Origin of the sequence: Oerskovia gallyi (assembly GCF_014836745.1) — a bacterium.
GTDB lineage: Bacteria > Actinomycetota > Actinomycetes > Actinomycetales > Cellulomonadaceae > Oerskovia > Oerskovia paurometabola.
The window spans coordinates 100,526-124,132 of record NZ_JACSQE010000002.1 but is presented as its reverse complement, the minus strand read 5'-3'; the positions used below and the strand labels follow the sequence as shown (position 1 = coordinate 124,132).

Sequence of the window (23,607 nt, the reverse complement as noted above, 5' to 3'; positions counted from 1 at the left end):
CGGATTCCCGGCGGGCGTGTACTACCGTGGCGAGGTGACCATCGCCGTCTGCCCGGGGTCCTTCGACCCCCTCACCCTCGGCCACCTCGACATCGTCCGCCGAGCGCGGTCGCTGTTCGACGAGGTGGTCCTGGGGGTCGCCCGCAACTCCTCCAAGTCCGCGCTGCTGAGCGCCGAGCAACGCGTCGAGATCGCCCGCGCAGCCCTCGACGCCACGCCAGGCCTCGAGGACGTCCGGGTCGAGATCGTGCCGGGGCTGCTCATGGACTTCTGCCGCGAGGTCGGGGCCGCCGCGGTCGTCAAGGGCCTGCGCGGCGGCGCGGACTTCGACGCCGAGCTGCCCATGGCCCTCATGAACCGCCACCTCGAGGGCGTCGAGACGGTGTTCGTCCCGGGCGACCCCGCACTCGCCCACGTCGCGTCCTCTCTCGTCAAGGACGTGGCCCGCTTCGGCGGCCCCATCGACGACCTGGTCCCGGCCGGGGTCGGTGACGTCGTCCGCCGGGCGATCGCGGAACGGGCGGGCGCGGCGCAGGCCCCGGCGACGCAGGCGACCCCCACCACGGAAGGAACAGGCCGATGAACGACCACCCGCTCGGGCAGACCGAGGACGAGGCGCAGACCGAGGCCGGTCTCCACGTGATCCTCGACGACCTGGCACTCCTCGTCGAGAACGCCCGGGCGATGCCCATGTCGTCCTCTGTCCTCGTGCACAAGGCCGACGCCCTGGCTCTCGTCGACGAGATGCGCCAGGCGCTGCCCGAGCAGCTCGCGCACGCGGACGAGGTCCTGGCCGAGGCCAACGCCGTCCTGGAGGACGCGAACCGGCAGGCCGAGGACATCCTCAACACGGCACGCGCCCGGGCGATCGAGCTGGTCCAGAAGGAGCAGGTCGCGGTCCAGGCCGAGTCGCGTGCCCGGGCGATCGTCGAGGAGGCCGAGCGGACCGCGGCGGAGCTGCGCGTCGACGCCGACGACTACTGCGACCGCCGCCTGGCGGAGTTCGAGGTGGACCTCGGCAAGGTCATGGCGCAGGTGCACGCGGGGCGCGCCAAGCTGGCGCAGCGCATCGGCGAGTACCAGGAGTCGGCCGAGCAGGCCTGACGCGGGCTCGACGCGGGCCCGACGCGGCGCGGCGCGGCCCGGCGCAGGCCCGTTCGTCCGGCTCGCCCGCCTGCCGCACGGCGGGCAGTTCGCGAGGTTCGACGGCAGTTCGGGGATGCCGTAAGATAGTCCGTTGGTCCTGCCTGTCATCGGCTGGGACCGAGGACGTTCGTCCATCCCGTGGGCTCCCCCGAGTTCTCGCGGGACGGACGTGTGTGCTGTGACCTTGAACACCGGTGGCCCGCTCGGGTCGCCGAAACCCTGTGGAGGAACCCATCACTCTCGACTCGCGCTCGCCTCTTGTGCTCGACACGTACGAGCTCGGTCGGCGTCCCGGATCGATGCGTGAGGTGACTCGCTCGGTCAAGGCCCCGGCCGACCTCGGTACCGTCGTGATCGGCATCCCTGAAGGCACCGACCTCGAGCTGGACGTCCGGCTCGAATCGGTGATGGACGGTGTGCTGGTGACGGGGACTGCTCAGGCCCAGGCGGTCGGGGAGTGCGTGCGGTGCCTGGAACCGGTGACGGCTGACGTCGTCGCGGACATCCAGGAGCTGTTCGTGTATCCCGAGCGTGCGAAGGCCGCGGCAGAGTCCGGTGACGACGAGGACGAGGTGTACGAGCTCGAGGGCGACCTGATCGATCTCGAGCCCGCGCTTCGGGATTCCGTCGTCACTGCACTACCATTCAGACCGTTGTGTCAGCCCGATTGCCAGGGCCTGTGCTCCGAGTGCGGAGCACGTCTGGCGGAGGATCCTGATCACTCGCACGACATTGTCGATCCCCGGTGGTCGGCACTACAGAGCATGCTCGAGGATCCGAGCGTGTCCGACGAGACGAAAGAGAGCTAGCCGTGGCTGTTCCGAAGCGCAAGATGTCGCGCAGCAACACCCGTGCGCGTCGTTCGCAGTGGAAGACCACCGCCGCGAACCTCACGACCTGCCCGCAGTGCAAGGGCGACAAGCTGTCGCACGCTGCGTGCCCGACCTGCGGCACCTACAAGAGCCGTCAGTACGTCGAGGCGCTGCGCACCGAGCACGCAGGCTGAATAGCGTGACGCCGGACGCCCCCGCGGCCGCCGGTCTTCTCGAGAGGCTCGGGATCCACCTGGATCCCGAGCTTCTCGTGCTTGCACTGACGCACCGTTCCTTCGCCCACGAGCACGGCGGGATCCCGACCAACGAGCGCCTCGAGTTCCTCGGCGACGCAGTCCTGGGCCTGGTCGTGACCGAGGCGCTGTACCGCCGCCACCCGGACCTCCCCGAGGGCGAGCTCGCCAAGATGCGCGCCGCCACGGTCTCGCAGAAGTCCCTCGCCGCGATCGCGCGCACCCTGGGGCTCGGCGGGTACATCCTGCTCGGCAAGGGTGAGGTGCGGACCCGCGGGAACGACAAGGACTCGATCCTGTCGGACACCGTCGAGGCCCTCATCGGTGCGACCTACCTCAGCCACGGCCTCGAGGTCGCGCGCGACCTGGTGCACCGTCTCGTGGACCCGACTCTCGCGGTCGCCGCGGACCTTGGTGCCGGCCTCGACTGGAAGACCTCGCTCCAGGAGGCGGCTGCCGCGCGGAACCTCGGCGCCCCCGCGTACGCGAGCCAGGGCGACGGGCCGGACCATGCCCGCACCTTCACGTCCGAGGTGTCGCTCGACGGCGTCGTCTACGGGACCGGCAACGGTTCTGCCAAGAAGTACGCCGAGCAGGACGCCGCCGAGATGGCCTACCGGGCGATCGTCGAGCTGCCTCTCCCCACGACGGACGCGCCTGCAGGCTCCGCGCCCGGCCCGGCCGAGCCGGTCGACGGGGCGCACGGGACCCTTGCCTGAGCTCCCCGAGGTCGAGACCGTCCGTGACGGCCTCGCCCGTCACGTCACGGGCAGGGTCGTCACCGGCGTCGAGGTCCTGCGCGACTACTCGGTCCGCCGCCACGAGGGCGGCCCCGAGAGCTTCCGCGGCCAGCTCGTCGGCCAGCACGTGGGCGCCGCGGTCCGCCGGGGCAAGTACCTGTGGCTCCTCCTCTCGCAGGCGCCCGCCGATTCGACGGGTCGCAGCCCCCTGCCCGACGGCGCAGCGCCCACGGGCGCGCACGTCACCGCGCTCATGGCGCACCTGGGCATGAGCGGCCAGCTCCTGGTCCGCTCGGGCACGGCCGCGGTCGACAAGGTGCCGCACCTGCGTGTCCGGCTCGAGCTGTCCGCGCTCCCCGGCGAGCCCGGGACGCCGCGGACCCTCGACTTCGTGGACCAGCGCACGTTCGGGCACCTGTCCGTGACGGACCTCGCGCCGACCCCCGACGGCGGCCCTGGTGGCTGGGGCTCGGCTCTCGCGGAGATCCCCGAGCCCGCCGCCCACATCGCGCGCGACCTGCTGGACCCCGCCCTGCGGCGCGACGACCTCGTGAAGGCGATCCGCCGTCGTCGGACCGGTATCAAGCGGGCCCTGCTCGACCAGCGCCTCGTGTCCGGCGTGGGCAACATCTACGCCGACGAGGCGCTGTGGCGTGCCGGGCTCCACTACGCGCGCCCCACCGACACCCTGCGCCTGGCCGAGGCGCACCGCGTGCTCGACGCCGCCGAGGAGGTCATGCGAGAAGCGCTCGCCCAGGGCGGGACCAGCTTCGACGAGCTCTACGTCAACGTCAACGGCCAGTCCGGGTACTTCTCGCGCTCGCTCGCGGTGTACGGCCGCGAGGGCGAGGCGTGCACGCGCTGCGGGGCGCTCGTGCGGCGCGACGAGTTCATGAACCGGTCGTCGTACACGTGCCCCGTCTGCCAGAAGGTGCCGCGGAACGCACGCTGGTAGACCGTCAGCGCGGGACCACGTTGCGCAGCGGGCGACCCGCCCGCAGGTTCTCCAGGTTCTCCCGGACCAGGGCCGACGCGCCCTGGGGTCGCCCACCTGCGACGTGCGGCGTGATGATCGTGCGCGGGGCGTCCCAGAGAGGGGAGTCGGACGGGAGCGGCTCGGTCTCCGTCACGTCGAGGGCCGCGCCGCCCAGCCGCCCGTCGCGCAGCGCGTCGACCAGGGCGCCCTCGTCGACCGTGGCGCCCCGGCCCACGTTGACGAACCACGCATGGTCCGGGAGCTGGTCGATGCGCGCGGCGTCGAACGCGTGGCGGGTGGCCGGCACGGCAGGCAGCAGCGACACCAGGACGTCGGTCGTCGCGAGGACCCGCGGCAGGTCCTCGTCCGTCACGACGGGGAAGCCGAACCGCTCTCCGGTCGCGCTCGCGACCCCGGTGACGTGCGCCCCCAGCGCCTCGTAGAGGGGCGCGAGGGCGGACGCGATCGACCCGAACCCCCAGATCGTGACGCGCGCGCCGTGCAGCGTGAAGCGCCCGCTCGTCGCCGGGTCGGCCTGCTCGTCGACCATCGCGGAGTCCCAGCGGTGCTCGCGCTGGGCGGCCCCCAGGCGGTCGAGGCGCCGGACCGCGGCGAGCGTGAGCGCGAGGGCGTGCTCGGCCACAGGACCGTCGTGCAGCGAGCGACCGTTGGTCACGACGACCTCGGGCGCGAAGCCCGCCGCGAGGATCGCGTCGGGTCCAGCAGCGAGCGTCTGGACCCAGCGGAGCCCGGGGAGGTGCGCTGCGGCGTCGGCGAGGTTCTCGGGAGAGTTGGTCCACGCGACGAGGACCTCCGCGTCGCGGTGCTCGGCGGGCAGGGGAGCGGCGGGGTCGTACTCGACGATCTCGTCCGCGGACCCTGAGCCGTCCTGGTCGGCCGGGGTCCCGTGCCCCGGGGCGAGGTCGAGGGCGATCGTGTCGGGGACGAGGATCTTCACACGGGGCTCCTGGGCGAGGCGGTGGTGCGGCGGGCAGCCGTCGAGGGGACGGGCAGCGCCGTCCGTCCCGGGCCCCCGGTGCAGCGGACACACCGACGCTACCAGCGCCGACACACCGTCCGGCGCGGCCGGACGCCCACCGCTCGGGGCCGTTCTCGTTCCGGGAGCGCAAACCTGTCGCTGGCGATATGTTCGCAACGTCTGGCACGTCCCAGCGGTTCACGGCGACCCGCCCGTCCAGGGGGTCTCGGCGGCACGGAGGAATGATGGCCTCATCCACAGCGGAGTCGGGCAGCTCGGACGCATCCGTGACCACCGGAGCACGAGGGGCACCGCCGACCCGCGAGGAGATGCGCGCGGCGATCACCGCCAGGACGCCCAAGAACTACATCACCTGGCTCATGCTCGCGTTCATGATCACGTCGTCGGTCGCGAGCCTGCGCGCCGCCCCGACCATGGCCGTGTACGGGCTCGCGGCGGTGTTCCTGTACGTGGTGCCCGCGATCGTCTTCCTGCTGCCGACGTCGCTCGTCTCGGCCGAGCTGGCCTCCGGATGGTCCGGCGGCGTGTACCGCTGGGTCGCCGACGGCATCTCGAAGCCCGCGGGGTTCCTGGCGATCTGGTGCCAGTTCGCGATGACGATCTTCTACTACCCGAGCCTTCTCGGGTACGTGGCGAGCACGTTCGCGTACGTCATCAACCCCTCGCTGGCGAGCAACGGCCTGTACGTCGCGATCGTCATCGTGGTGCTCTTCTGGACCGGGGTGTGGGTGTCGTCGCAGGGCACCAAGACCGTCGCGGGCCTGTCGAGCTTCGGGCTCATCATCGGGACGCTGGTGCCCGGTGCGCTGCTCGTGGTCCTGGGGCTCGTGTTCCTCGGACAGGGCAACACCTCGGCCGCCCCCATGGACGCGTCCCACCTGCTGCCCCAGTGGACCGGGATCGCGTCGCTCGTGCTCGTGGTCAACAACTTCCTGTCCTACGCGGGCATGGAGATGAACGCGGTGCACGTCACGAGCCTGCGCAAGCCCGCCAAGGAGTTCCCGCGCTCGATGTTCCTCGCGATCGGCCTGGTCCTGCTGATCTTCATCCTCCCGGCGCTCGCGATCAGCTGGGTCATCCCGGCCGACCAGCTCAGCCTCACGGCCGGCGTCATGCAGGCCTTCGACGCGTTCTTCGCCAACTTCGGCGTGAGCTGGCTGACGCCGATCCTGGGCCTCATGCTCATCGCGGCGTCGCTCGGCGGCATGCTCACCTGGCTCGCCGGCCCCTCGAAGGGCCTGCTGACGGTCGCCCGCGAGGAGGGGTACCTGCCGCCGTTCCTGCAGAAGCTCAACAAGCACGGGGTCCAGCAGAACATCCTGGTCTCGCAGGGCCTGGTGACCACGGTGATCGCGCTGCTCTACGCGTTCATCCCCGACGTCTCGAGCTCGTACTGGATCCTGTCGGTCATCACGACGCAGGTGTACCTGATCATGTACCTGCTGCTCTTCGTCGCGGCGGTCCGGCTGCGACGGAACAAGCCCGACCACCCCCGCGGGTATCGCGCACCCGCGCTCACGCTGCTGTGCACGGTCGGCTTCCTGGCGTCCGTCGCCGCGATGATCATCGGCTTCGTGCCGCCCGCGCAGTTCTCGAGCGGGAGCGGCGGGGTGTACCTGCTGATCGTCGGTGGCGGGCTGGGCGTCGTCGGGATCCTGGTGCCCGCGCTCTTCTACTTCCTGCGCAAGCCGGGATGGAAGAACCCGGACAACGTCGGGGGGCCGGAGGAACCGCTCGTCGACGCCCCGGCCGACGGACCGAAGGAGGCGTGACATGACCGCGACGTCCACCACCGAGGGCCCTGACGGCCTGCCGCAGCACGAGGACGAGCCGGGCGACTCCCGGCGTTGGATCCTCTACACGGCCGCGGCGCTGCTCGCGGTCGCCGTCGGAGTGCTCATGGCCGTGCTCTACCACAACTACCACGCCGCGCAGGACCGTGAGCTGGCCGAGCAGCGGGCCGCCGAGCTCCACGCCGAGTTCGAGGCGATCGGCATCACGGCCTTCGACGAGGACCAGATCGTCGCCGTCCTGGGCGCCGACGGTGGCGGGTTCTGCACCGACCCGGCCGCCCTGGTGAAGGCGACGGCCAACCTCGGGTCCACGAACGGGGCCACGGGGCCGGGCAGCAGGCCCTCGCTCGTCGACGAGCGACGACTCGCCGGGGACCGCCTCGTGATCGAGGTGTACTGCCCCGAGCAGCTCGACGACTTCGACGCCTACGTCGACTCCCTCAACCTCGACGAGAACACGACCACCCAGGAGGACTCGTGAGCAGCACACCGGTAGACCTCACCCCCGTCAAGGAGCAGGTGGCGTCGCTGCTGCCGCGGGCGCTCGACGACCTGCGGACGCTCGTCGCGATCCCGTCGGTCGCCGACGAGCGGCTGTTCCCGAAGGAGAACTGCGAGCGGGCGGCCCACTGGGTCGCGGACGCGTTCCGGGCCGAGGGGATCGACGACGCCCGCCTGGTCGAGACCCCCGACGGGTCGCACGTGGTCCTGGGCTACCGCCCCGGCCCACCCGGAGCCCCCACGGTGCTCCTCTACTCGCACTACGACGTGCAGCCGCCGCTCGACGACGCGGCGTGGCGCACGCCCCCGTTCGAGCTGACCGAGCGGGACGGGCGCCTCTACGGGCGGGGTTCCGCGGACTGCAAGGGCAACATCGTCACGCACCTCACGGCGCTGCGGGCCCTGCGCGCGCTCGGCGGTGACGACTACCCGGTCGGGATCCGCATCGTCATCGAGGGCTCCGAGGAGCAGGGCACCGCGGGGCTCGACCAGTACGTCGAGGCCCACCCGGGCGAGCTCTCCGCCGACGCGATCCTCATCGCGGACACGGGCAACGCCACCCTGGGCCTGCCGACTCTCACCGTGTCGTTGCGCGGCGCGGCCAACGTGGTCGTGACGGTCGAGGCGCTCGAGGGCGAGATCCACTCGGGCATGTTCGGGGGAGCGGCCCCCGATGCGCTCGCGGCCCTCGTCCACCTCCTGTCCTCGTTGCGCGACGACCAGGGCAACACCACGATCGACGGCGTCCCGCCCGAGATCGCCGACGCGACCTGGCCTGGCGTCGACTACGACCCCGACCAGTTCCGCAGCGACGCCGGCATGCTCGACGGCACGCGTCTCCTCGGGTCGGGGCGCGTCTCCGACCAGCTCTGGGCGCGTCCGGCGGTGACGATCCTGGGCATCGACGCGCCGAACGTCGTCGGCTCGGCCGCCGCGATCCAACCGCGCGCGGCCGCCCGTCTCAACCTGCGCATCCCGCCCGGCGCGGACGCGCGCGACCTCCAGGACAAGCTCGTGGCCCACCTGGAGAACCACGCACCCTGGGGGGTCAGAGTCACGACGGTGCGCGACGCCGTCGGGCAGCCGTTCCAGGCGCGCATCGACGGCCCGGTCTTCGACACGCTCTCGCGGGCCCTCGCGGACGCGTTCGGCAAGGAGACCGTGACCGCCGGCCAGGGCGGGTCGATCCCGCTGTGCAACGTGCTCGCGTCCGGGTACCCCGACGCGCAGATCGTGCTGCTGGGCGTCGAGGAGCCCGCGTGCCTGATCCACGCGCCCAACGAGTCGGTCGCGCCCAGCGAGATCGAGCAGCTCGCGGTGGGAGAGGCGCTCTTCCTGTCACGGCTGGGGGCGTCCCGGGCCTGAGGCGGGCCCCGCGCGCCCGTGTCGGCGGGGCCCCGTAGGGTCGTCCCGACGGGCGGAGCAGCCCGCGGAGACGGAGAAGAAGACATGGGGACGTGGGGCTCAGGTCCGTTCGAGAACGACGGCGCAGGCGACCTGCTCGCGGCGCTGCGTGCGGGCGACTTCCGGATCGAGGACTTCAGCGGGTACCTCGACGAGGACTACCTCGAGGTCGACGACGCACAGGCCGCGATCGCGATCGCGGAGGTGCTCGCCGTGGCCCGCGGTCTGCGGCCGGCGGACGACCACCTCGAGGGGGTCGACGCCGTCGCGTTCGCCGCGTCGTTGACCGACCAGCAGCGCGCCTGGGTCCTCACGACGCTCGAACGAGCGGTCGAGGGGAGCGACACCTCGGAGCTCCACGAGCTGTGGGCCGAGAACGGTCCCGAGGACCTCGCGGAGTGGCGGGACCCGGTCGTGAGCCGGTGGGAGAGCCTGCGGACGCCGGGCTGAGCCGGGTCCGTTCGTGAGCCCGGCGTCCGCGCCGGTCGGTCAGACGCCCGCTGCCTCCTGCGCGAGCGCCCAGCGATAGCCCGCGTCGTGGGCGACGAGCTCGGCGTGGGTACCGCGGGCCAGCACGGTCGCCGGGGTGTCGGTCGATGCGTCGTCCGGCCGTCCCAGGAGCAGCACCTCGTCGACCGCGGCGAGCGCCGACAGGCGGTGCGTCGCGACCACGATCCCGCGTCCGCCCTGGCGGCTGGTCTCCACGAGGTGGGTCAGCAGCTCGTCGGCGGTCGCCGGGTCGAGGTGCTCGGCTGGCTCGTCGACGAGCAGCAGGGGAGCGGGGGCGAGCAGGGCGCGCGCGACGAGCAGCCGACGACGCTCCCCGCCGGAGATCGTGGTCGCGTCGGGGCCCAGGGTCGTCTCGACCCCGTCGGGCAGCCCGGACAGCCACTCGCCGAGCCCGACCTCGACCAGGGCGGCCGACGCCTCGTCAGGGGTCACGTCGCCCCGGGCGACGCGCAGGTTCTCGAGCACCGTGGTGTCGAAGACGTGACCGTCCTCGGCGACGAAGACGACCTGGTGCGCGACGTCGTCGGGCGGGAAGGTCGCGATCGGTGCGTCGTCGAGGGACACGCTCCCCGCGACCTGCGGGATGAGCCCGGCGGCCGTCATGAGCAGGGTCGTCTTGCCGACGCCCGAGGGGCCGACGACCGCGACCGAGCGCCCGGGCCGTACCGCCAGGTCCACCCCGGTGACGGCCGCGCGACCGTTCCAGCCGCACGTCGCGCCGGTCACGACGACTGCCGGACCGTCGGGGTCGGCGCGGGGAACGGTCTGGCGCGGTGCGGGCGGCTCGTCCGTGGCGGTGTCGTCGGCGGCGTCGAGCAGCTCCATGATGCGGCGGGCGGCCTGGCGCGAGCGGTGCATCTGCACGGCAGCACCGGGCAGCACGCCCGCGGCCTCGAACACCGCGAGCGGCGTGAGCACGACGACGGCGAGCTCGACCGGGGTCAGCGTCCCCGCGGCGACGGCGGGGATCCCGAGCAGCAGCGCGGCGAGCACGGCGAGGCCGATCGCGGCGTTGTTGACGGCCGCGGCCGTGCCCGACGTCCTGGCTCCCGAGTCGGTGACCGCCGCGAGCTCGCGGTCGGTGCGACGCAGCGCGTCCATCCGCTGGGCGAGGCGGCCCGAGACGGCCAGGGGTCCCGCGCCCTCGAGCGTCTCGAGCACGGTCGAGGTCATCTCGGCGCGGGCGGCGGCGCCGCGTTCCTCGGTGCGCCGGGCGGCGCGTGCCGAGAGCCACGGCCCCAGGACGCCCGCGAGCACCAGGCACGCGAGCAGGGCGAGGCCGGCCGAGGGCAGGAAGGCGCCGACGAGGACCACCGAGCCTGCGGACACCACGAGCGCGACCCCTGCGGGGATCACGGCCTTGACGACGACGTCACCCACGGAGTCGACGTCGGCACCCACGCGCGCGAGCAGGTCGCCGCGTCGGACGCCGGCCACCGCCGCTGTACGTCCGGAAGCCAGCGAGGTGTACACGTTGGCGCGGAGCGAGGCCATGCCACGCAGCGCGACGTCGTGCGAGGCCAGGCGTTCGAGGTAGCGGAACACCCCGCGCGAGATGCCGAACGCGCGCACCGCGACGGTCGCCACGGACAGCTGCAGCACGGGCGGCATCTGCGAGGCGCGCGCGATGAGCCACGCCGCGACGGCCGCGAGGCCGACCGAGCTCGCCAGGGCCAGCGATCCCAGGCCGATCGCCTTCGCGGCCCGGCCCCAGCTCACGTCGAGCAGCCGGACCGCGCGCCAGAGCGGGTCGGTGCCGATCGTGGCCGCCGCGCCGCGGCGCGGGTCCTCGTGGGTGGGGGAGGAGGGACCGGCGGACTGGTCGAGGTCGCTCATGCGACGGCTCCTGACGAGGAGGCGGAGGGCGTGGGCGCGACGGGGTCGCCGCTGGGTGCCCCGCCCGGGACGGAGGGTGGGAGCGCCGCCGCGGACACCGTCACGACCTGGTCGGCGAGCTCGACCAGGCTCGTGCGGTGCGCGACCACGACGACCGTGCGCCCCTGGTCGCGCCACGTGCGGACGGCGTCGAGCACGGCCTGCTCGCCGCGCGCGTCGAGGTGGGCCGTGGGCTCGTCGAGCACCACGAGGGGGACGCGGTCCGGGTCGCCGAGCAGCGCGGCCGTGAGGGCCACGCGCTGGCGCTGGCCCACGCTGAGACCCACGCCTCCCTGCCCGATCGGCGTCTGCCAGCCGTCGGGCAGGACGTCGAGGACGGCGTCGAGCCCGGACAGCCTCGCGGCGTCCGTGAGGTCGGCGTCGGGGACCTCGCGGCCGTCGAGCACGACCTCGCGCACGGTCCCCGGGGCGAGCGTGGGGCGCTGCGGCACCCAGGCGACCTGCGGCCACCAGGTGGTCGGGTCGACGTCCGCGAGGTCGACGGGCTCGCCGTCCCGCGGGGTCACCAGGACGCGACCGGCGTCGGGGGCCAGGAGGCCCAGGAGCACCAGGGCCGTGGTGGTCTTGCCGGACCCGCTGGGACCGGTCAGGGCGACCACGGTGCCCGACGGCGTCGCGCGGGGCCCGGAGACGTCGTGGGCGCGGGCGGGCTCGGGACGGGCGCCGAACGTCGCCGTGAGTGCGGCGGGGGCCAGCACGTCGCGGTCTCCCGCACGCACGCTCACCCCGTCGAACGTGAGGCGCGCACCGGCGAGCGCCGGGGCGGGGGCGGTCCCGACGGGCGGCAGCGGCTCGTCGAGCACCTCGAACGCCTGGTTGGCCGCCGCGATGCCGTCGGTCGAGGCGTGGAAGTGCATGCCGACCTGGCGCAGCGGCAGGTAGACCTCGGGGGCGAGGATCAGGACGGCGATCGCGGGCTCGAGCCCGACCTCGCCGTACACGAGCCGCAGCCCGATGCCGACCGCGACGAGCGCGACCGACAGCGTCGTGAGCAGCTCGAGGACCATGCCGGACAGGAACGCGACGCGCAGCGTCCCCATGGTGGCGCGGCGGTTGGCGTCGCCGAGCGCCCGGACGCGCTTCTCGGGCCCGTGCTCACGGCCGAACGCGCGCAGGGTCGGGAGCCCGGCCAGCAGGTCGAGGACCTGCGACCCGAGCCGCTGCATGACCTTGAGGCGACGCTCGGACGTCCCGGCCGTGAGCTGCCCGACGAGGATCATGAAGAGCGGGACGAGGGGGATCGTGACCGCGATGATGATCGCGGAGATCCAGTCGAGACCCAGCACCACGGCGAGCGTCGCGGGCGTGACGGTCGCCGCGAGCAGGAGCTGGGGGAGATAGCGGACCATGTAGGGCTCGAGGTCGTCGAGCCCGCGCGTCGCGAGCGTCGCGACGGCGGGCCCGCGGCCGGTCGCCAGCCAGCGGGGCCCGAGGGCCACCGCATGGCTGACGACCTGCTCGCGGAGCTCCGCGACGGTCTTGGTCGCGGCCTTGAGCGCGAACCGTTCCTGCGCCCACGCGACCCCGGCGCGCACCACGACGACCGCGGCGAGCCACGTGAGGGGGGTGGCGACGTCGGGCAGCGTGAGGTTGCCCTGGATCGCGGGGGCGAGGACGCTCGCGATGAGCAGCGCCTGTGCCACGACGAGCCCGGCCGTGACGAGGCCGAGAACCGCCGTGAGCACGACGTACCCGCGGGCCGCCCGCGCCTGGCGCAGGAGCCGTGGATCGAGGGGCTTCACGCGGAGGTGCTGCCGGTGCCGTCGTTCGCCCGGCCCGACGACGCCGCGTCCGTCCCCGAGGCCTTGTCCCCCGTGGCGGGGGTCAGGTCCAGGTTCTTGGCGCCGCCCGAGGACGGCCCGCCGAACGCGGAGTCCTTGAGCTTCTTGAGCGAGAGGCCGATGGGCGGCGGGATGTCCTTGGTCGACAGGCGACGGCGGAACACCCAGTACGTCCACGACTGGTAGACCAGCACGAGCGGGACCAGGAACACGGCGACCCAGGTCATGACGGTCAGGGTGTACTGCGTCGAGGACGCGTTCTCGATGGTCAGCGAGTTCGCGGGGTCGAGCGCCGGCATCACGTCGGGGTACATCGACCCGAAGATCAGCACGGTCGCGGAGAGGATCGCGAGCGCGGAGAACAGGAACGCCCAGCCCTCGCGGGCCTTGGCGTTGGCGAGCACGACCCCCACCAGGGAGAGGGCCGCGACCACGACCACGGCCCACGTCCACGGCACCGAGTAGGCGACCTGGGCCCACACGGCCCAGCCGCCGGCCACGACCACCGAGGCGACCGAGAACCAGCCGGCCAGGCGGCGGGCCTTGACCCGGACCTCGCCGTCCGTCTTGAGGGCGATGAACACGGCGCCGTGCATGAGGAAGAGGAGCACGGTCGTGAGGCCGCCGAGGAGGGCGAACGGGCTGAGCAGGGCCCAGAAGCCGCCGACGTACTGGTGTGCCGCGTCGAGCTCGACGCCGCGCACGAGGTTGGCGAACGCGACTCCCCACAGGATCGCGGGGATCCACGAGCCGAAGACGATCGCCTGGTCGCAGCGTGCACGCCACCGGTCGTCGTTGATCTTGCCGCGGTACTCGAACGCGACGCCGCGCACGATGAGCGCGAGCAGGATCAGGAAGAGCGGGATGTAGAACCCGGAGAAGAGCGTGGCGTACCACTCGGGGAAGGCCGCGAACGTCGCACCACCGGCGGTGATGAGCCAGACCTCGTTGCCGTCCCAGACCGGGCCGATCGTGTTGATGATGAGCCGACGCTCGGTGTCCTTCTTCGCCTTGTCCTTGCTGCGGGACAGGATCGGCAGGAGCATGCCCACGCCGAAGTCGAAGCCTTCGAGGACCAGGTAGCCGATCCACAGGATCGCGATGAGCACGAACCAGAGAATGGTGAGTTCCATGAGTACTGGGTCTCCTTGAGCCGTCAGAGCGCGTCAGTACGCGAAGGACAGGGGGCGGTCGGACTCGTCGGCCGAGTCCGGGTCGTCGGGGTCGCCCTTGGCGCGCGCCTCGGGGGAGTCGTCGTGCACGATCTCGGGGACGCCCTCGACCGAGTAGCGGTGGATGAGCTTGAACCAGACGACCGCGAGGGCTCCGTAGACGAGCGTGAAGACGATCATCGAGGTCAGGACGACGCCGGGGCTCACGACGGTCGACACGCCGCGCTCGGTGAGCAGGCGGATCGAGTCGATCCCGGACGGGTTCGGGGCGACCACCCAGGGCTGGCGTCCGGTCTCGGTGAAGATCCAGCCGAACGAGGACGCGATGAACGGCATGGGGATCGCCCAGATGCCGACGCGGGCGAACCACTTGTTGTCCGTGACCCGGCCCTTGCGGGTCAGCCACAGCGCCATGACGGACAGGGCGATCGACCCGACCGCGAAGCCGATCATGAGGCGGAAGCTCCAGTAGGTCAGCGCCAGGTTGGGGGAGTAGTTGACGGGCTCGCCGTCCGCGGTGACGTCGCCGTAGCGCTCGGTCATGTTCTGCTGGACCTCGTCGACGCCGGGCAGGGGGGCGCTGAAGCTGCCCTCGGCCAGGTAGGAGGTCAGGCCCGGGATCTCGAGGATGTGGTTGACGCCCTCGCACGAGTCGGACAGGTCGCCGATCGCGAGGATCGAGAACGGCGCGCCGTCGGGGGAGCTCTCGCACAGGGCCTCGGCCGCGGCCATCTTCATGGGCTGCTGCTGGAACATGAGCTTGGCCTGGAAGTCACCGCTCACCGCGACACCGAGCCCGCCGACGATCATCGCGATGACGCCCAGCGTGATGGCCGGGCGGTAGACGTTGCGGGCGAGCTCGACGTTCTCGGCCTTCTTGGTGCGCACGAGGCGCACCATCCACCAGGCCGCGATGCCGGCGACGAAGGTGCCCGCGGTGAGGAAGGCCGCGGTGATGGTGTGCGGGAACGCGGCCCACAGCGTGTTGTTGGTGAGCACGGCGCCGATGTCGTTCATCTCGGCGCGGCCCGTCTCGGGGTTGTAGATGGTCCCGACGGGGTGCTGCATCCACGAGTTGGCCGCGAGGATGAAGAACGCGGAGAGGTTCACGGCGATCGCGACGGCCCAGATGCACGCGAGGTGCACCTTCTTGGACAGGCGGTCCCAGCCGAAGATCCACAGACCCAGGAACGTCGACTCGATGAAGAACGCGGCGAGCGCCTCCATGGCGAGCGGGGCACCGAAGACGTCTCCGACGAAGCGCGAGTACTCGCTCCAGTTCATCCCGAACTGGAACTCCTGCACGATCCCGGTCACCACGCCGATCGCGAAGTTGATCAGGAGGAGCTTGCCGAAGAACTTGGTGAGCTTGAGCCACCGCTCGTTCCCCGTGCGCACCCATGCGGTCTGCATGATGGCGACGAGAGGAGCGAGCCCGATCGTCAACGGCACGAAGATGAAGTGGTAGACGGTCGTGATGGCGAACTGCCACCTCGCGAGATCGAGGACGTCCACAAACGCTCCTGGGGGGTTCCTGGGGGCTACCGGGGGATCCTGAGGGGTGTCTCAGGGCAGGGTCAGCGTTCCTACTGCCGACGCTATGACCAATCTGCACCATCGGCGAGGGGAGGAAGCGCCAAAACTCTCGGGAAACGACAGTTTGTGAGAACCTTCACAAGGTCCGAGTCGGGACCTTGGTCCTCTGGACGACACGGGCGACGGACCTGTAGATGCCCATCTGATCGACGTCGGCTGTGCGATACTTGACCCAGCACGGGGGACCACATCTCCCCTGCGCCCAGTACGTGCTCGACGCAACCGCAGTCCGCGGCTCGCGGAGCGCCGCCGAACGGGATGAATGGCCCGGACGGCGAAGCGCCCCCCGCCGCCCGCCCTTGCCCGAGCCGCCACCGCCGACTTCCGTCGCGGGGACGACAGCGCTGCGATGCGCACGTCCCGAGCGACGACAACCGCCCGAACGGGCCGCACGATGTGGGACGGACCTTCGGGGTACCAGGAGCGCATCGCGTGACCCTCGACAACACCCCTGACTCGACGAGCTCGACGGCCGGCCAGGACGCAGCACCCGCCAAGAAGCCGGCCCGACGACGGGTCACCAGGACCGCGGCAGCGCCCGGTTCCGCCGAGGCCGCCGCCCAGGCGGCCGCGGTCCAGATCTCCCTCCCCGCCGCGAAGGCTCCCACCCAGCCCGCGGCCGTCAACCCCGAGGCGCCCACGGGCTCGCTCGGGATCGAGCTCCCTACCGCAGAGGCCGCCCCGCGCCGCTCGCGCCGTGTCGTGCGCCCGACGACGACTCCCGCCTCGGCCCCGACGGCTGCCGACGCCGCGCCCGTCACGAGCACCTCGACGAGCCAGCCCGACACCTCCTCCGCGAACGCCACCGCCGCGCGCAAGGCATCCACCGGTGCTGTCGCCCAGGCGCCCGCCCAGGACGCCCCGGCCGAGGCACCCCGACGCGGCGGGAAGCGCGGCGCAGCAGCACGTGCCGCCGCCGACGCCCCCGTCCTCGACGTGCTCTCCGAGCTCGGGCTCAAGCCCGCCGCCGAGCAGGACGCCCCGGTCGAGAAGCCCGTCCGGGCCCGGCGTTCCCGCAAGGCAGCGACGGAGACCACCGAGCCCGCCGCAGCAGGGGACGCCGCCGCACCGGTCGTCGAGGCGACCACGGCAGCCCCTGTCGCCGAGGCGACCCCCACCGCAGAAGAGCCGGTCGCCCCGGCGACGACGCGCCGTCGGGCCACGCGGTCCGCCGCGGCGCAGACCGCCGCGCCCACGGTCGAGACCACCGAGGCGCCTGCCGAGGCTCCCGTCGAGAAGGCCCCCGCCGCCAAGCGCCGCCGCGCGACCTCGAAGGCACCGGTCGAGGAGACCGCTCCCGTCGTCGAGGCGCCCGCTGAGCCCGTCGCGCCCGCCGCGCCCAAGGTCCGCTCGCGTCGCGTGAACAAGGTCAGCAAGGACGCAGCCGCTGCGGTGGAGGCCCAGGCCCCCGCCGCCGAGCAGACGCCGAGCGCATCGCCCGCATCGACCGGTGGCGGTTCCGCGACCCCGCGACTGGCGACGACCGCGCTCCTGTTCCAGGCGCCGGACCCTGCTGCCGCACCGCGCCGCTCGCGGCGCGTCGTGCGCCCCACCACGTCGCCCACCGACGCCATGCCGAGCTTCGCCACGCCCGGGACGCGCGCCGTCGAGGAGACGCCCGCGCGCGTCGAGTCCTCCGCCCCCCAGGCGCCCGCCACGCAGGCGCAGCGGGCACCGGAGGCATCCGCCGCGCAGGCACCTGCCGAGCAGACCCAGACCGAGCAGACCGAGCAGCGTGAGGCCCCCGCCCGCACGCGCGGCGGTCGTGGCCGGTCGGCCCGCCGCGGCGCGGGCGCGCCGTCGACGTCCGGGACGACCGCTGCCCAGGTCCCCGCAGCCCCCGCAGCCCCCGCAGCAGAGCTGGCCCCGCAGCAGGCGGTCGAGGTCGACGTCGTGCTCGCGGGTGCGGACCTCGCCGCGGTCGAGGAGATCGAGCTGATCGAGGCCGAGCTCGTCGCCGAGGGTGTCGAGATCCCCGCCGACGCGTTCGAGCTCGACGACCTCGAGATCGTCACCGAGACCGACGACGAGCCGGCCTCCGCCGAGGACGACGACCAGGGCGCGCCGCGCCGTCGTCGGCGTCGTGGGGGGCGTGGCCGCCGCTCGCGCGGAGACTCGCGCGCCGACGGCGACGAGTACGGCGACGACGAGTCGGACGACCGGTCGGAGCAGTCCTCGACCGTCTCGTCCGAGGGCGAGCCGGGCGAGGCAGGCGCCCACGTCGACGACACCGTCGCCGACCAGCAGGACGACCACACGGACGAGCACGACGGCGAGGAGGGCTCGGGATCGAGCCGTCGCCGCCGCCGTCGCCGCCGTGGCGGACGGGCCGAGGGTGGCGAGAGCGCCGGGGTCTCGACCTCCATGTCGTCCACCCGCACCCGTACGCGCGAGCGCAGCGGCAGCACGTCCTCGGACGAGGTGACCGCGCTCAAGGGCTCGACGCGCCTCGAGGCCAAGCGTCAGCGCCGCCGTGAGGGCCGTGACGCCGGTCGCCGCCGCCAGATCATCACCGAGGCAGAGTTCCTCGCACGCCGCGAGTCCGTCGAGCGCTCCATGATCGTGCGCGAGAAGAACGGCCGCACGCAGATCGCGGTGCTCGAGGACGGCGTGCTCGTCGAGCACTACGTCTCGCAGCAGTCGCAGGTCTCGATGGCCGGGAACGTCTACCTGGGCCGCGTCCAGAACGTCCTGCCGTCCATGGAGGCCGCGTTCATCGACGTCGGCAAGGGTCGCAACGCCGTCCTGTACGCCGGCGAGGTCAACTGGGACGCCGTGGGCCTCGACGGGCAGCCGCGTCGCATCGAGCAGGCGCTCAAGTCGGGCGACTCCGTGCTGGTCCAGGTCACCAAGGACCCGATCGGCCACAAGGGTGCGCGCCTGACGTCGCAGATCACGCTCGCGGGCCGCTACCTCGTGTTCGTCCCCGGCGGCGGCATGACCGGCATCTCGCGCAAGCTCCCGGACACCGAGCGTGCCCGGCTCAAGAAGATCCTGCGCGAGGTCGTCCCCGAGGGCTCGGGCGTGATCGTGCGCACGGCCGCCGAGGGTGCGAGCGAGGACGAGCTGCGCGCCGACGTCGAGCGTCTGCAGAGCCAGTGGGAGGCGATCGAGAAGAAGGCGAAGTCGGTCTCCGCCCCGGCGCTGCTCCAGGGCGAGCCGGACCTCGCGATCCGCGTCGTCCGCGACATCTTCAACGACGACTTCAGCTCGCTCGTCGTCTCGGGCGACAACGCCTGGAACGAGATCTCGAGCTACGTCGCCGAGCTCGCGCCCGACCTCAAGGAGCGCGTCTCGCGCTGGACGTCGGAGAAGGACGCCTTCTCGGCGCACCGCGTCGACGAGCAGCTCGCCAAGGGCATGGACCGCAAGGTCTGGCTGCCCTCGGGTGGTTCGCTCGTGATCGACCGCACCGAGGCCATGACGGTCGTCGACGTCAACACGGGCAAGTTCACCGGTTCCGGTGGCACGCTCGAGGAGACCGTGACGCGCAACAACCTCGAGGCCGCCGAGGAGATCGTCCGCCAGCTGCGCCTGCGCGACATCGGCGGCATCATCGTCATCGACTTCATCGACATGGTGCTCGAGTCCAACCGTGACCTGGTGCTGCGTCGCCTGGTCGAGTGCCTGGGCCGTGACCGCACCAAGCACCAGGTCGCCGAGGTCACCTCGCTCGGCCTGGTCCAGATGACCCGCAAGCGTGTGGGCCAGGGCCTGGTCGAGGCGTTCAGCGAGACGTGCGACCACTGCAACGGTCGTGGCTTCATCGTGCACACCGACCCGATCGAGAAGTCGGGCGGCTCGAACAACGGCGGTGGTCACCAGCACGCCCCGGCTCCTGCCGCAGCGCCGGAGGAGCCCGCCGAGTCGGAGGGCTCGCGCTCCCGGTCGCGCCGCAAGCGCGCGACCAAGGAGACGGCTCCGGCTGCGGCTCCCGCGGTCCCGGTGCTGCCCGAGGTCACGTCGGAGGCGCGTGAGGCCGTCAAGGCCACGCTCGCCACGATCGCGGCCGCGGCGGCCCACGCCCACGACCACGAGCACGACGGCGTCGTGCCGGTCGAGGAGTCCGTCGTCGCCGAGGCGTCGGTCACCGAGACCACCGAGACCACCGAGACTGCGACCACCGCGAACGCGACCGCCGAGGCGGCCGACACCGAGGCCGTCGGCATCGAGACCACGCTGACGGACGTCGAGTCCACGGAGGGCGCCCCGGAGGTCGCCGACGACCAGGACTCGTTTCCGGTCGAGCAGGCCGCCGCTGACGAGGCGGCTGCTGGGGAGGCTGCGCCGTCGGCTGACGTGACCGACGAGGCGGCCCCCGAGGGCTCCGACCAGGACGTCGACTGACGCCCCTGGACCACCGATGACGGCGAGGGATCCGCAGGTGCCGGTCTACGGCGTCGGGCATGCTGCCCGGCTCCGGGGCTGGCGTCCCGCGGACCTCGCCGTCTTCCGTGAGTGGCTGCGCCCCCACCACGAGTGGCACGAGTGGGACGGGCCGTACTATCCCGTGCCCGACGACGCGCAGGCCGACGCGCGCGTCGCCGCCCTCGCACGGACGCCGCCCGGCGTCGTGGACGGCCTGCCACCCCGCTCGGCCGTGATCGCGGACGTCGACGACCAGCTCGTCGGGACCGTCTCCTGGTACTGGGAGTCGCAGGAGACCGCGTGGGCCCGCATGGGCATCGGCGTCTACGACCCGGCCGTGCGCGGACGGGGGATCGGTCGCGAAGCGCTCGCGCTGTGGACCACGTACCTGTTCTCGGTCACCGACTGGGCGCGGCTGGACTTCGCGACCTGGTCCGGCAACGCACCGATGCTGGGCGTCGGCCGACGCCTCGGCTTCGTCGAGGAGGGCCGCTTCCGCGACGCGCGCGTCGTGCGTGGGCTGCGGTACGACGCGGTCGTCATGGGCGTGCTGCGCGCCGAGTGGGACGCGCGCGACTGAGCCCGGGACGCTCCGTGCGGACCCTCCGCGGTCCTCGGCGCATGGTCTACTGGCTGCGTGGACGACGTGAGGCGAGGCCGGGTCGAGGTCATCAGCGGGCCGATGTTCGCAGGCAAGACCGAGGAGCTGCTACGGCGCGTGCGCCGGGCGCAGATCGCGGGACGCCGTGTCGAGGTCGTGCACCATGCGCTCGACGACCGGCGCGGCGAGGGCGTCGTCAGCTCGCACTCGGGCCTCGACCTCCCCTCGCGCGCCGCGACGTCCGCCACGGAGATCCTCGACCTGATCGACCCCGCCGTGGAGCTCGTCGCGGTCGACGAGGCGCAGTTCTTCGGTCCCGACCTGCTCGACGTCGTGCAGCACGCGGCCGACGCGGGTCTCGTGATGATCGTCGCGGGGCTCGACGTGACGTTCGACGGGCGGCCCTTCGACCCGATCCCGGCGCTCGGTGCGCTGGCCGAGCGTGCCGACCGGCTCACGGCCGTCTGCACGGTCTGCGGCGAGGACGCCCCCTTCCACGAGCGCGTCGTCGTCGGACGTGGCGACGACGTACGTGGCGACGCCCTCACGGCGGGGGCCGAGCACGTCGGCGGCGTCGAGTCCTACCAGGCGCGGTGCCGGGTCCACTTCTCGGCGGCGCGCTGGCGGGCGGGCGCCGAGGTCACGACCCGATGAGGGGCACGAAGCTGTAGGTCCCGTGCCTGCTCGTCACGGTGCCCGTCAGGTGCTGCTCCACGAGGACCAGGACGTGCTGCACCGGGATCACCAGCCGCCCGCCGATCGAGAGCTGGTCGACGAGCTCCTGCGGCAGGACCTGGGCCGCCGCGGAGACCAGGATGCGGTCGTAGCCGCCCATGGTCGGACGGCCGAGCACGCCCCGCTCGGCGACCTCGATCCGGGCCCACGACATGGGGTAGGTCGCGAGGTTCGCCGCCCCCCACTCCGCGAGGTCCGGGTCGATCTCGACCCCCACGACGCTCCCGCTCGACCCGACCAGGTGGGCGAGCAGCGCCGTCGTCCACCCCGAGCCGGACCCTACGTCCAGGACGCGCGCGCCCCGCGGCACCTGGAGGAGGCGCAGCGTGTCGGCGACCGTCCGGGGCTGCGAGTTCGTCTGGCCGTGACCGATCGGCAGCGGCCGGTCGTCACGGGCGTACGGGCGCTGGTTGCGTGGCAGGAAGCGCCGCCGGTCGATCGCCGACATCGCCGCCGAGACCTCGTGCGCGTAGATGGCCTGGGTTCTCCGACCGTTCGGCACTGGGGATCGCCTCCTCGGGACCTCCTCCCAGAGTAGGACGGGCGCGTGCGGGCCGCCGCGTGATCGGGGACCTGCGCGAGGCACCCGCGTGGCGTAGGGTCCGGCGCATGACGAGACGGACGGAGCGGTCCACGGCGACCGCGGGCGGCGTGCGGACCCTCGCGCGTGCGGTCGCGGTGGGGGCGGCGGCCGTGGCCGTCCTCGCGGGCTGCGGGCTGGGGGAACCGCAGCGGGTGCGGGTCGAGTGGGTGCTCCTCGCGCAGGACGGGACCGACCTGGAGGTCGCGGTCTTCGCCGGGGGCAGCACGTGCATCGACGTCGACGAGGTCGAGGTGGACGAGAGCACGGAGACCGTCGAGGTGCGAGCCTTCGTCCAGCGGACCAGGGGAGCGTGCAGCGAGGACTTCGGGGTCCGGCCCACGACGGTCGCGCTCGACGAGCCGCTCGGAGACCGGGAGCTCGTCGGGTGCGCCGGGGACGCGGTCCAGGTCAAGGGGTGGAACCTGGCGGCCGACGCCGACTGCACCGAGACGAAGCCGGGACTGGTGCCCGGGGCGATCGAGGTTCCGGTCGGCTGACCGGGACGAGAGGGGTGCGCGAGGCGGGACTCGAACCCGCACGTCCGAAGACACCAGGACCTAAACCTGGCGCGGCTGCCAATTACGCCACTCGCGCGCCCGCACAGTCTACGGGCGCGCGAGGGGTGCACCGGTCGGCGGCTCGCAGGCCGGGCGACCTACTTCTTGGGGTCGATCCCCAGGTCGCGGCGCAGCTTGGCCACGTGGCCCGTCGCCTTGACGTTGTACTGCGCGAGCGCGACCTTGCCGTCGGGGTCGACGACGACGGTCGAGCGGATCACGCCCGTCACGGTCTTGCCGTAGAGCTTCTTCTCGCCCCACGCCCCGTAGGCCTCGAGCGTCTGCCTGGACTCGTCGGACGCGAGCGGGAACGTCAGCGACTCCTCCTCGGCGAACTTCACGAGCTTGGGCAGCGCGTCGGGCGAGATGCCGACGACCTTGTAGCCCGCGCCCTGGAGCGACGCGAGCGAGTCGCGGAAGTCGCACGCCTCCTTGGTGCAGCCGGGCGTCGAGGCTGCGGGGTAGAAGTAGACGATGACCGAGCTGCCGCGCAGGTCGGACAGCGTCACCGAGCCGCCGTCGGCGGTCGGGAGGGTGAAGTCGGGGGCGTCGTCGCCGACGGCAAGTCGCGTGCTCATGGAACTCCTCGTGGTGCGTTCGCGGTTCACACCGAGCCTAGAGGACACCGGTAGCGTGGGGACCGTGAGCACGACACCCCCCACCCCGCACGACGCCCCTTCTCCGCCCGCACGGCCCGAGCCGGCCGCAGGCCCGGCCATCGCCTCCCGGAAGAAGTCCTCCGCGACGCGCGCGACGCCGTCGGGCAGCGAGCCCGAGCGCCTGCCGCTGCGCATGCTGCACGACCGCCTCCTGGTCCTGCCCGAGGTCGACTCGTCCGAGCGGCAGTCGTCGGCAGGGCTCGTGATCCCCGCGACGGCCGTCGGGCCCAAGCGGCTCGCGTGGGCCCAGGTCGTCGCGACGGGCGAGAACGTGCGGCACGTGAGCCGGGGCGACCGCGTGCTGTTCGACCCCGAGGAGCGCGCAGAGGTCGAGCTGAACGGCAAGAGCTTCGTGCTGCTGCGCGAGAAGGACGTCAGCGCGGTCTCGCAGCCCGAGGAGACGAGCGGCAAGACCGGGCTGTACCTGTAGCGCCGACCTCAGGCAGCTTGTCGTGCAGGTCACAGCCTCGTCCGGCCCCCTGATTTGTCTCCGGGGGGCCGGTTCAGTAGTGTTTCTTCTCGC

Annotated in this window: 22 protein-coding genes and 1 tRNA gene; 15 read left to right on the top strand and 8 right to left on the bottom strand. The window is 72.6% G+C overall.

Going from position 1 to position 23,607, the window contains the following annotated elements:
• Positions 1-34: 34 nt before the first annotated feature.
• The 6 genes from coaD to mutM all read left to right on the top strand — a co-directional run bounded on the left by coaD (position 35) and on the right by mutM (position 3,907).
• The gene (coaD, locus tag H9640_RS02995) at positions 35-583 is read left to right on the top strand and encodes a pantetheine-phosphate adenylyltransferase (RefSeq protein ID WP_191789256.1); all 549 of its coding nucleotides are present in this window, start codon (positions 35-37) and stop codon (positions 581-583) included.
• On the top strand, positions 580-1,104 hold the full coding sequence (locus H9640_RS02990; protein WP_191789255.1) for a hypothetical protein: 525 nt from the start codon (positions 580-582) through the stop codon (positions 1,102-1,104). Before coaD ends, H9640_RS02990 begins: the two co-directional genes overlap by 4 nt.
• Before the next feature lie 263 nt (positions 1,105-1,367).
• Positions 1,368-1,955: a YceD family protein gene (locus tag H9640_RS02985; RefSeq protein ID WP_056648462.1), complete on the top strand. Its 588-nt coding sequence runs from the start codon at positions 1,368-1,370 to the stop codon at positions 1,953-1,955.
• A gap of 2 nt (positions 1,956-1,957) precedes the next feature.
• Complete coding sequence (gene rpmF / locus H9640_RS02980) at positions 1,958-2,152, top strand: 50S ribosomal protein L32 (protein ID WP_030150858.1); 195 nt, start codon at positions 1,958-1,960, stop codon at positions 2,150-2,152.
• 5 nt (positions 2,153-2,157) lie between these two features.
• Positions 2,158-2,931: a ribonuclease III gene (gene rnc / locus H9640_RS02975; protein ID WP_307824028.1), complete on the top strand. Its 774-nt coding sequence runs from the start codon at positions 2,158-2,160 to the stop codon at positions 2,929-2,931.
• The gene (mutM, locus tag H9640_RS02970; protein ID WP_191789254.1) at positions 2,924-3,907 is read left to right on the top strand and encodes a bifunctional DNA-formamidopyrimidine glycosylase/DNA-(apurinic or apyrimidinic site) lyase; all 984 of its coding nucleotides are present in this window, start codon (positions 2,924-2,926) and stop codon (positions 3,905-3,907) included. Before rnc ends, mutM begins: the two co-directional genes overlap by 8 nt.
• Before the next feature lie 4 nt (positions 3,908-3,911).
• Here mutM and H9640_RS02965 read toward each other — a convergent pair whose 3' ends face one another.
• On the bottom strand, positions 3,912-4,886 hold the full coding sequence (locus H9640_RS02965; protein WP_191789253.1) for a phosphoglycerate dehydrogenase: 975 nt from the start codon (positions 4,884-4,886) through the stop codon (positions 3,912-3,914).
• A 266-nt stretch (positions 4,887-5,152) separates the two neighbouring features.
• Here H9640_RS02965 and H9640_RS02960 point away from each other — a divergent pair, with 266 nt between their 5' ends.
• The 4 genes from H9640_RS02960 (at position 5,153) to H9640_RS02945 (ending at position 9,076) form a co-directional block, all read left to right on the top strand.
• A complete protein-coding gene (locus tag H9640_RS02960) occupies positions 5,153-6,700 on the top strand; it encodes an APC family permease (RefSeq protein WP_225226642.1) in 1,548 nt (515 codons plus the stop codon).
• Position 6,701: 1 nt separating this feature from the next.
• On the top strand, positions 6,702-7,202 hold the full coding sequence (locus H9640_RS02955; RefSeq protein WP_191789252.1) for a hypothetical protein: 501 nt from the start codon (positions 6,702-6,704) through the stop codon (positions 7,200-7,202).
• Positions 7,199-8,587: a dipeptidase gene (locus H9640_RS02950; RefSeq protein ID WP_191789251.1), complete on the top strand. Its 1,389-nt coding sequence runs from the start codon at positions 7,199-7,201 to the stop codon at positions 8,585-8,587. The genes H9640_RS02955 and H9640_RS02950 overlap by 4 nt, the downstream gene beginning before the upstream one ends.
• Positions 8,588-8,671: 84 nt before the next feature.
• Positions 8,672-9,076: a DUF4259 domain-containing protein gene (locus H9640_RS02945; RefSeq protein WP_191789250.1), complete on the top strand. Its 405-nt coding sequence runs from the start codon at positions 8,672-8,674 to the stop codon at positions 9,074-9,076.
• 39 nt (positions 9,077-9,115) lie between these two features.
• Here the strand turns inward: H9640_RS02945 and cydC are convergent, their stop codons facing one another.
• The 4 genes from cydC to H9640_RS02925 are packed head-to-tail and all read right to left on the bottom strand — an operon-like array spanning position 9,116 to position 15,500.
• Complete coding sequence (gene cydC / locus H9640_RS02940) at positions 9,116-10,972, bottom strand: thiol reductant ABC exporter subunit CydC (RefSeq protein ID WP_191789249.1); 1,857 nt, start codon at positions 10,970-10,972, stop codon at positions 9,116-9,118.
• Positions 10,969-12,774, bottom strand: coding sequence for a thiol reductant ABC exporter subunit CydD (gene cydD / locus H9640_RS02935; RefSeq protein ID WP_191789248.1), 1,806 nt, complete (start codon positions 12,772-12,774; stop codon positions 10,969-10,971). Before cydD ends, cydC begins: the two co-directional genes overlap by 4 nt.
• Complete coding sequence (cydB, locus tag H9640_RS02930; RefSeq protein WP_191789247.1) at positions 12,771-13,946, bottom strand: cytochrome d ubiquinol oxidase subunit II; 1,176 nt, start codon at positions 13,944-13,946, stop codon at positions 12,771-12,773. Before cydB ends, cydD begins: the two co-directional genes overlap by 4 nt.
• Before the next feature lie 33 nt (positions 13,947-13,979).
• Entirely contained in the window at positions 13,980-15,500 is a 1,521-nt protein-coding gene (locus tag H9640_RS02925; RefSeq protein ID WP_191789246.1) for a cytochrome ubiquinol oxidase subunit I, read from the bottom strand.
• A 513-nt stretch (positions 15,501-16,013) separates the two neighbouring features.
• On the opposite strand from H9640_RS02925, the gene H9640_RS02920 reads away from it, so the two are divergent.
• The 3 genes from H9640_RS02920 to H9640_RS02910 are packed head-to-tail and all read left to right on the top strand — an operon-like array spanning position 16,014 to position 21,204.
• Complete coding sequence (locus H9640_RS02920) at positions 16,014-19,928, top strand: Rne/Rng family ribonuclease (RefSeq protein ID WP_318243614.1); 3,915 nt, start codon at positions 16,014-16,016, stop codon at positions 19,926-19,928.
• 37 nt (positions 19,929-19,965) lie between these two features.
• Complete coding sequence (locus tag H9640_RS02915) at positions 19,966-20,529, top strand: GNAT family N-acetyltransferase (protein WP_307824030.1); 564 nt, start codon at positions 19,966-19,968, stop codon at positions 20,527-20,529.
• A 57-nt stretch (positions 20,530-20,586) separates the two neighbouring features.
• Entirely contained in the window at positions 20,587-21,204 is a 618-nt protein-coding gene (locus H9640_RS02910) for a thymidine kinase (protein WP_318243613.1), read from the top strand.
• On the opposite strand, the gene H9640_RS02905 is transcribed toward H9640_RS02910, so the two are convergent.
• Complete coding sequence (locus H9640_RS02905) at positions 21,191-21,787, bottom strand: protein-L-isoaspartate O-methyltransferase family protein (RefSeq protein WP_307824032.1); 597 nt, start codon at positions 21,785-21,787, stop codon at positions 21,191-21,193. The genes H9640_RS02910 and H9640_RS02905 overlap by 14 nt on opposite strands.
• 107 nt (positions 21,788-21,894) lie before the next feature.
• Between H9640_RS02905 and H9640_RS02900 the strand changes: the two genes are divergently transcribed.
• Positions 21,895-22,365 (top strand): hypothetical protein, encoded by a 471-nt coding sequence (locus H9640_RS02900; protein WP_191789243.1) that lies wholly within the window; start codon positions 21,895-21,897, stop codon positions 22,363-22,365.
• A gap of 15 nt (positions 22,366-22,380) precedes the next feature.
• Here H9640_RS02900 and H9640_RS02895 read toward each other — a convergent pair.
• Both H9640_RS02895 and bcp read right to left on the bottom strand, forming a co-directional pair.
• A tRNA-Leu gene (locus tag H9640_RS02895) sits at positions 22,381-22,462 on the bottom strand.
• 61 nt (positions 22,463-22,523) lie between these two features.
• On the bottom strand, positions 22,524-23,003 hold the full coding sequence (bcp, locus tag H9640_RS02890) for a thioredoxin-dependent thiol peroxidase (protein WP_191789242.1): 480 nt from the start codon (positions 23,001-23,003) through the stop codon (positions 22,524-22,526).
• A gap of 64 nt (positions 23,004-23,067) precedes the next feature.
• Between bcp and H9640_RS02885 the strand changes: the two genes are divergently transcribed.
• Entirely contained in the window at positions 23,068-23,514 is a 447-nt protein-coding gene (locus H9640_RS02885) for a GroES family chaperonin (protein WP_318243612.1), read from the top strand.
• Positions 23,515-23,607 lie beyond the last annotated feature (93 nt).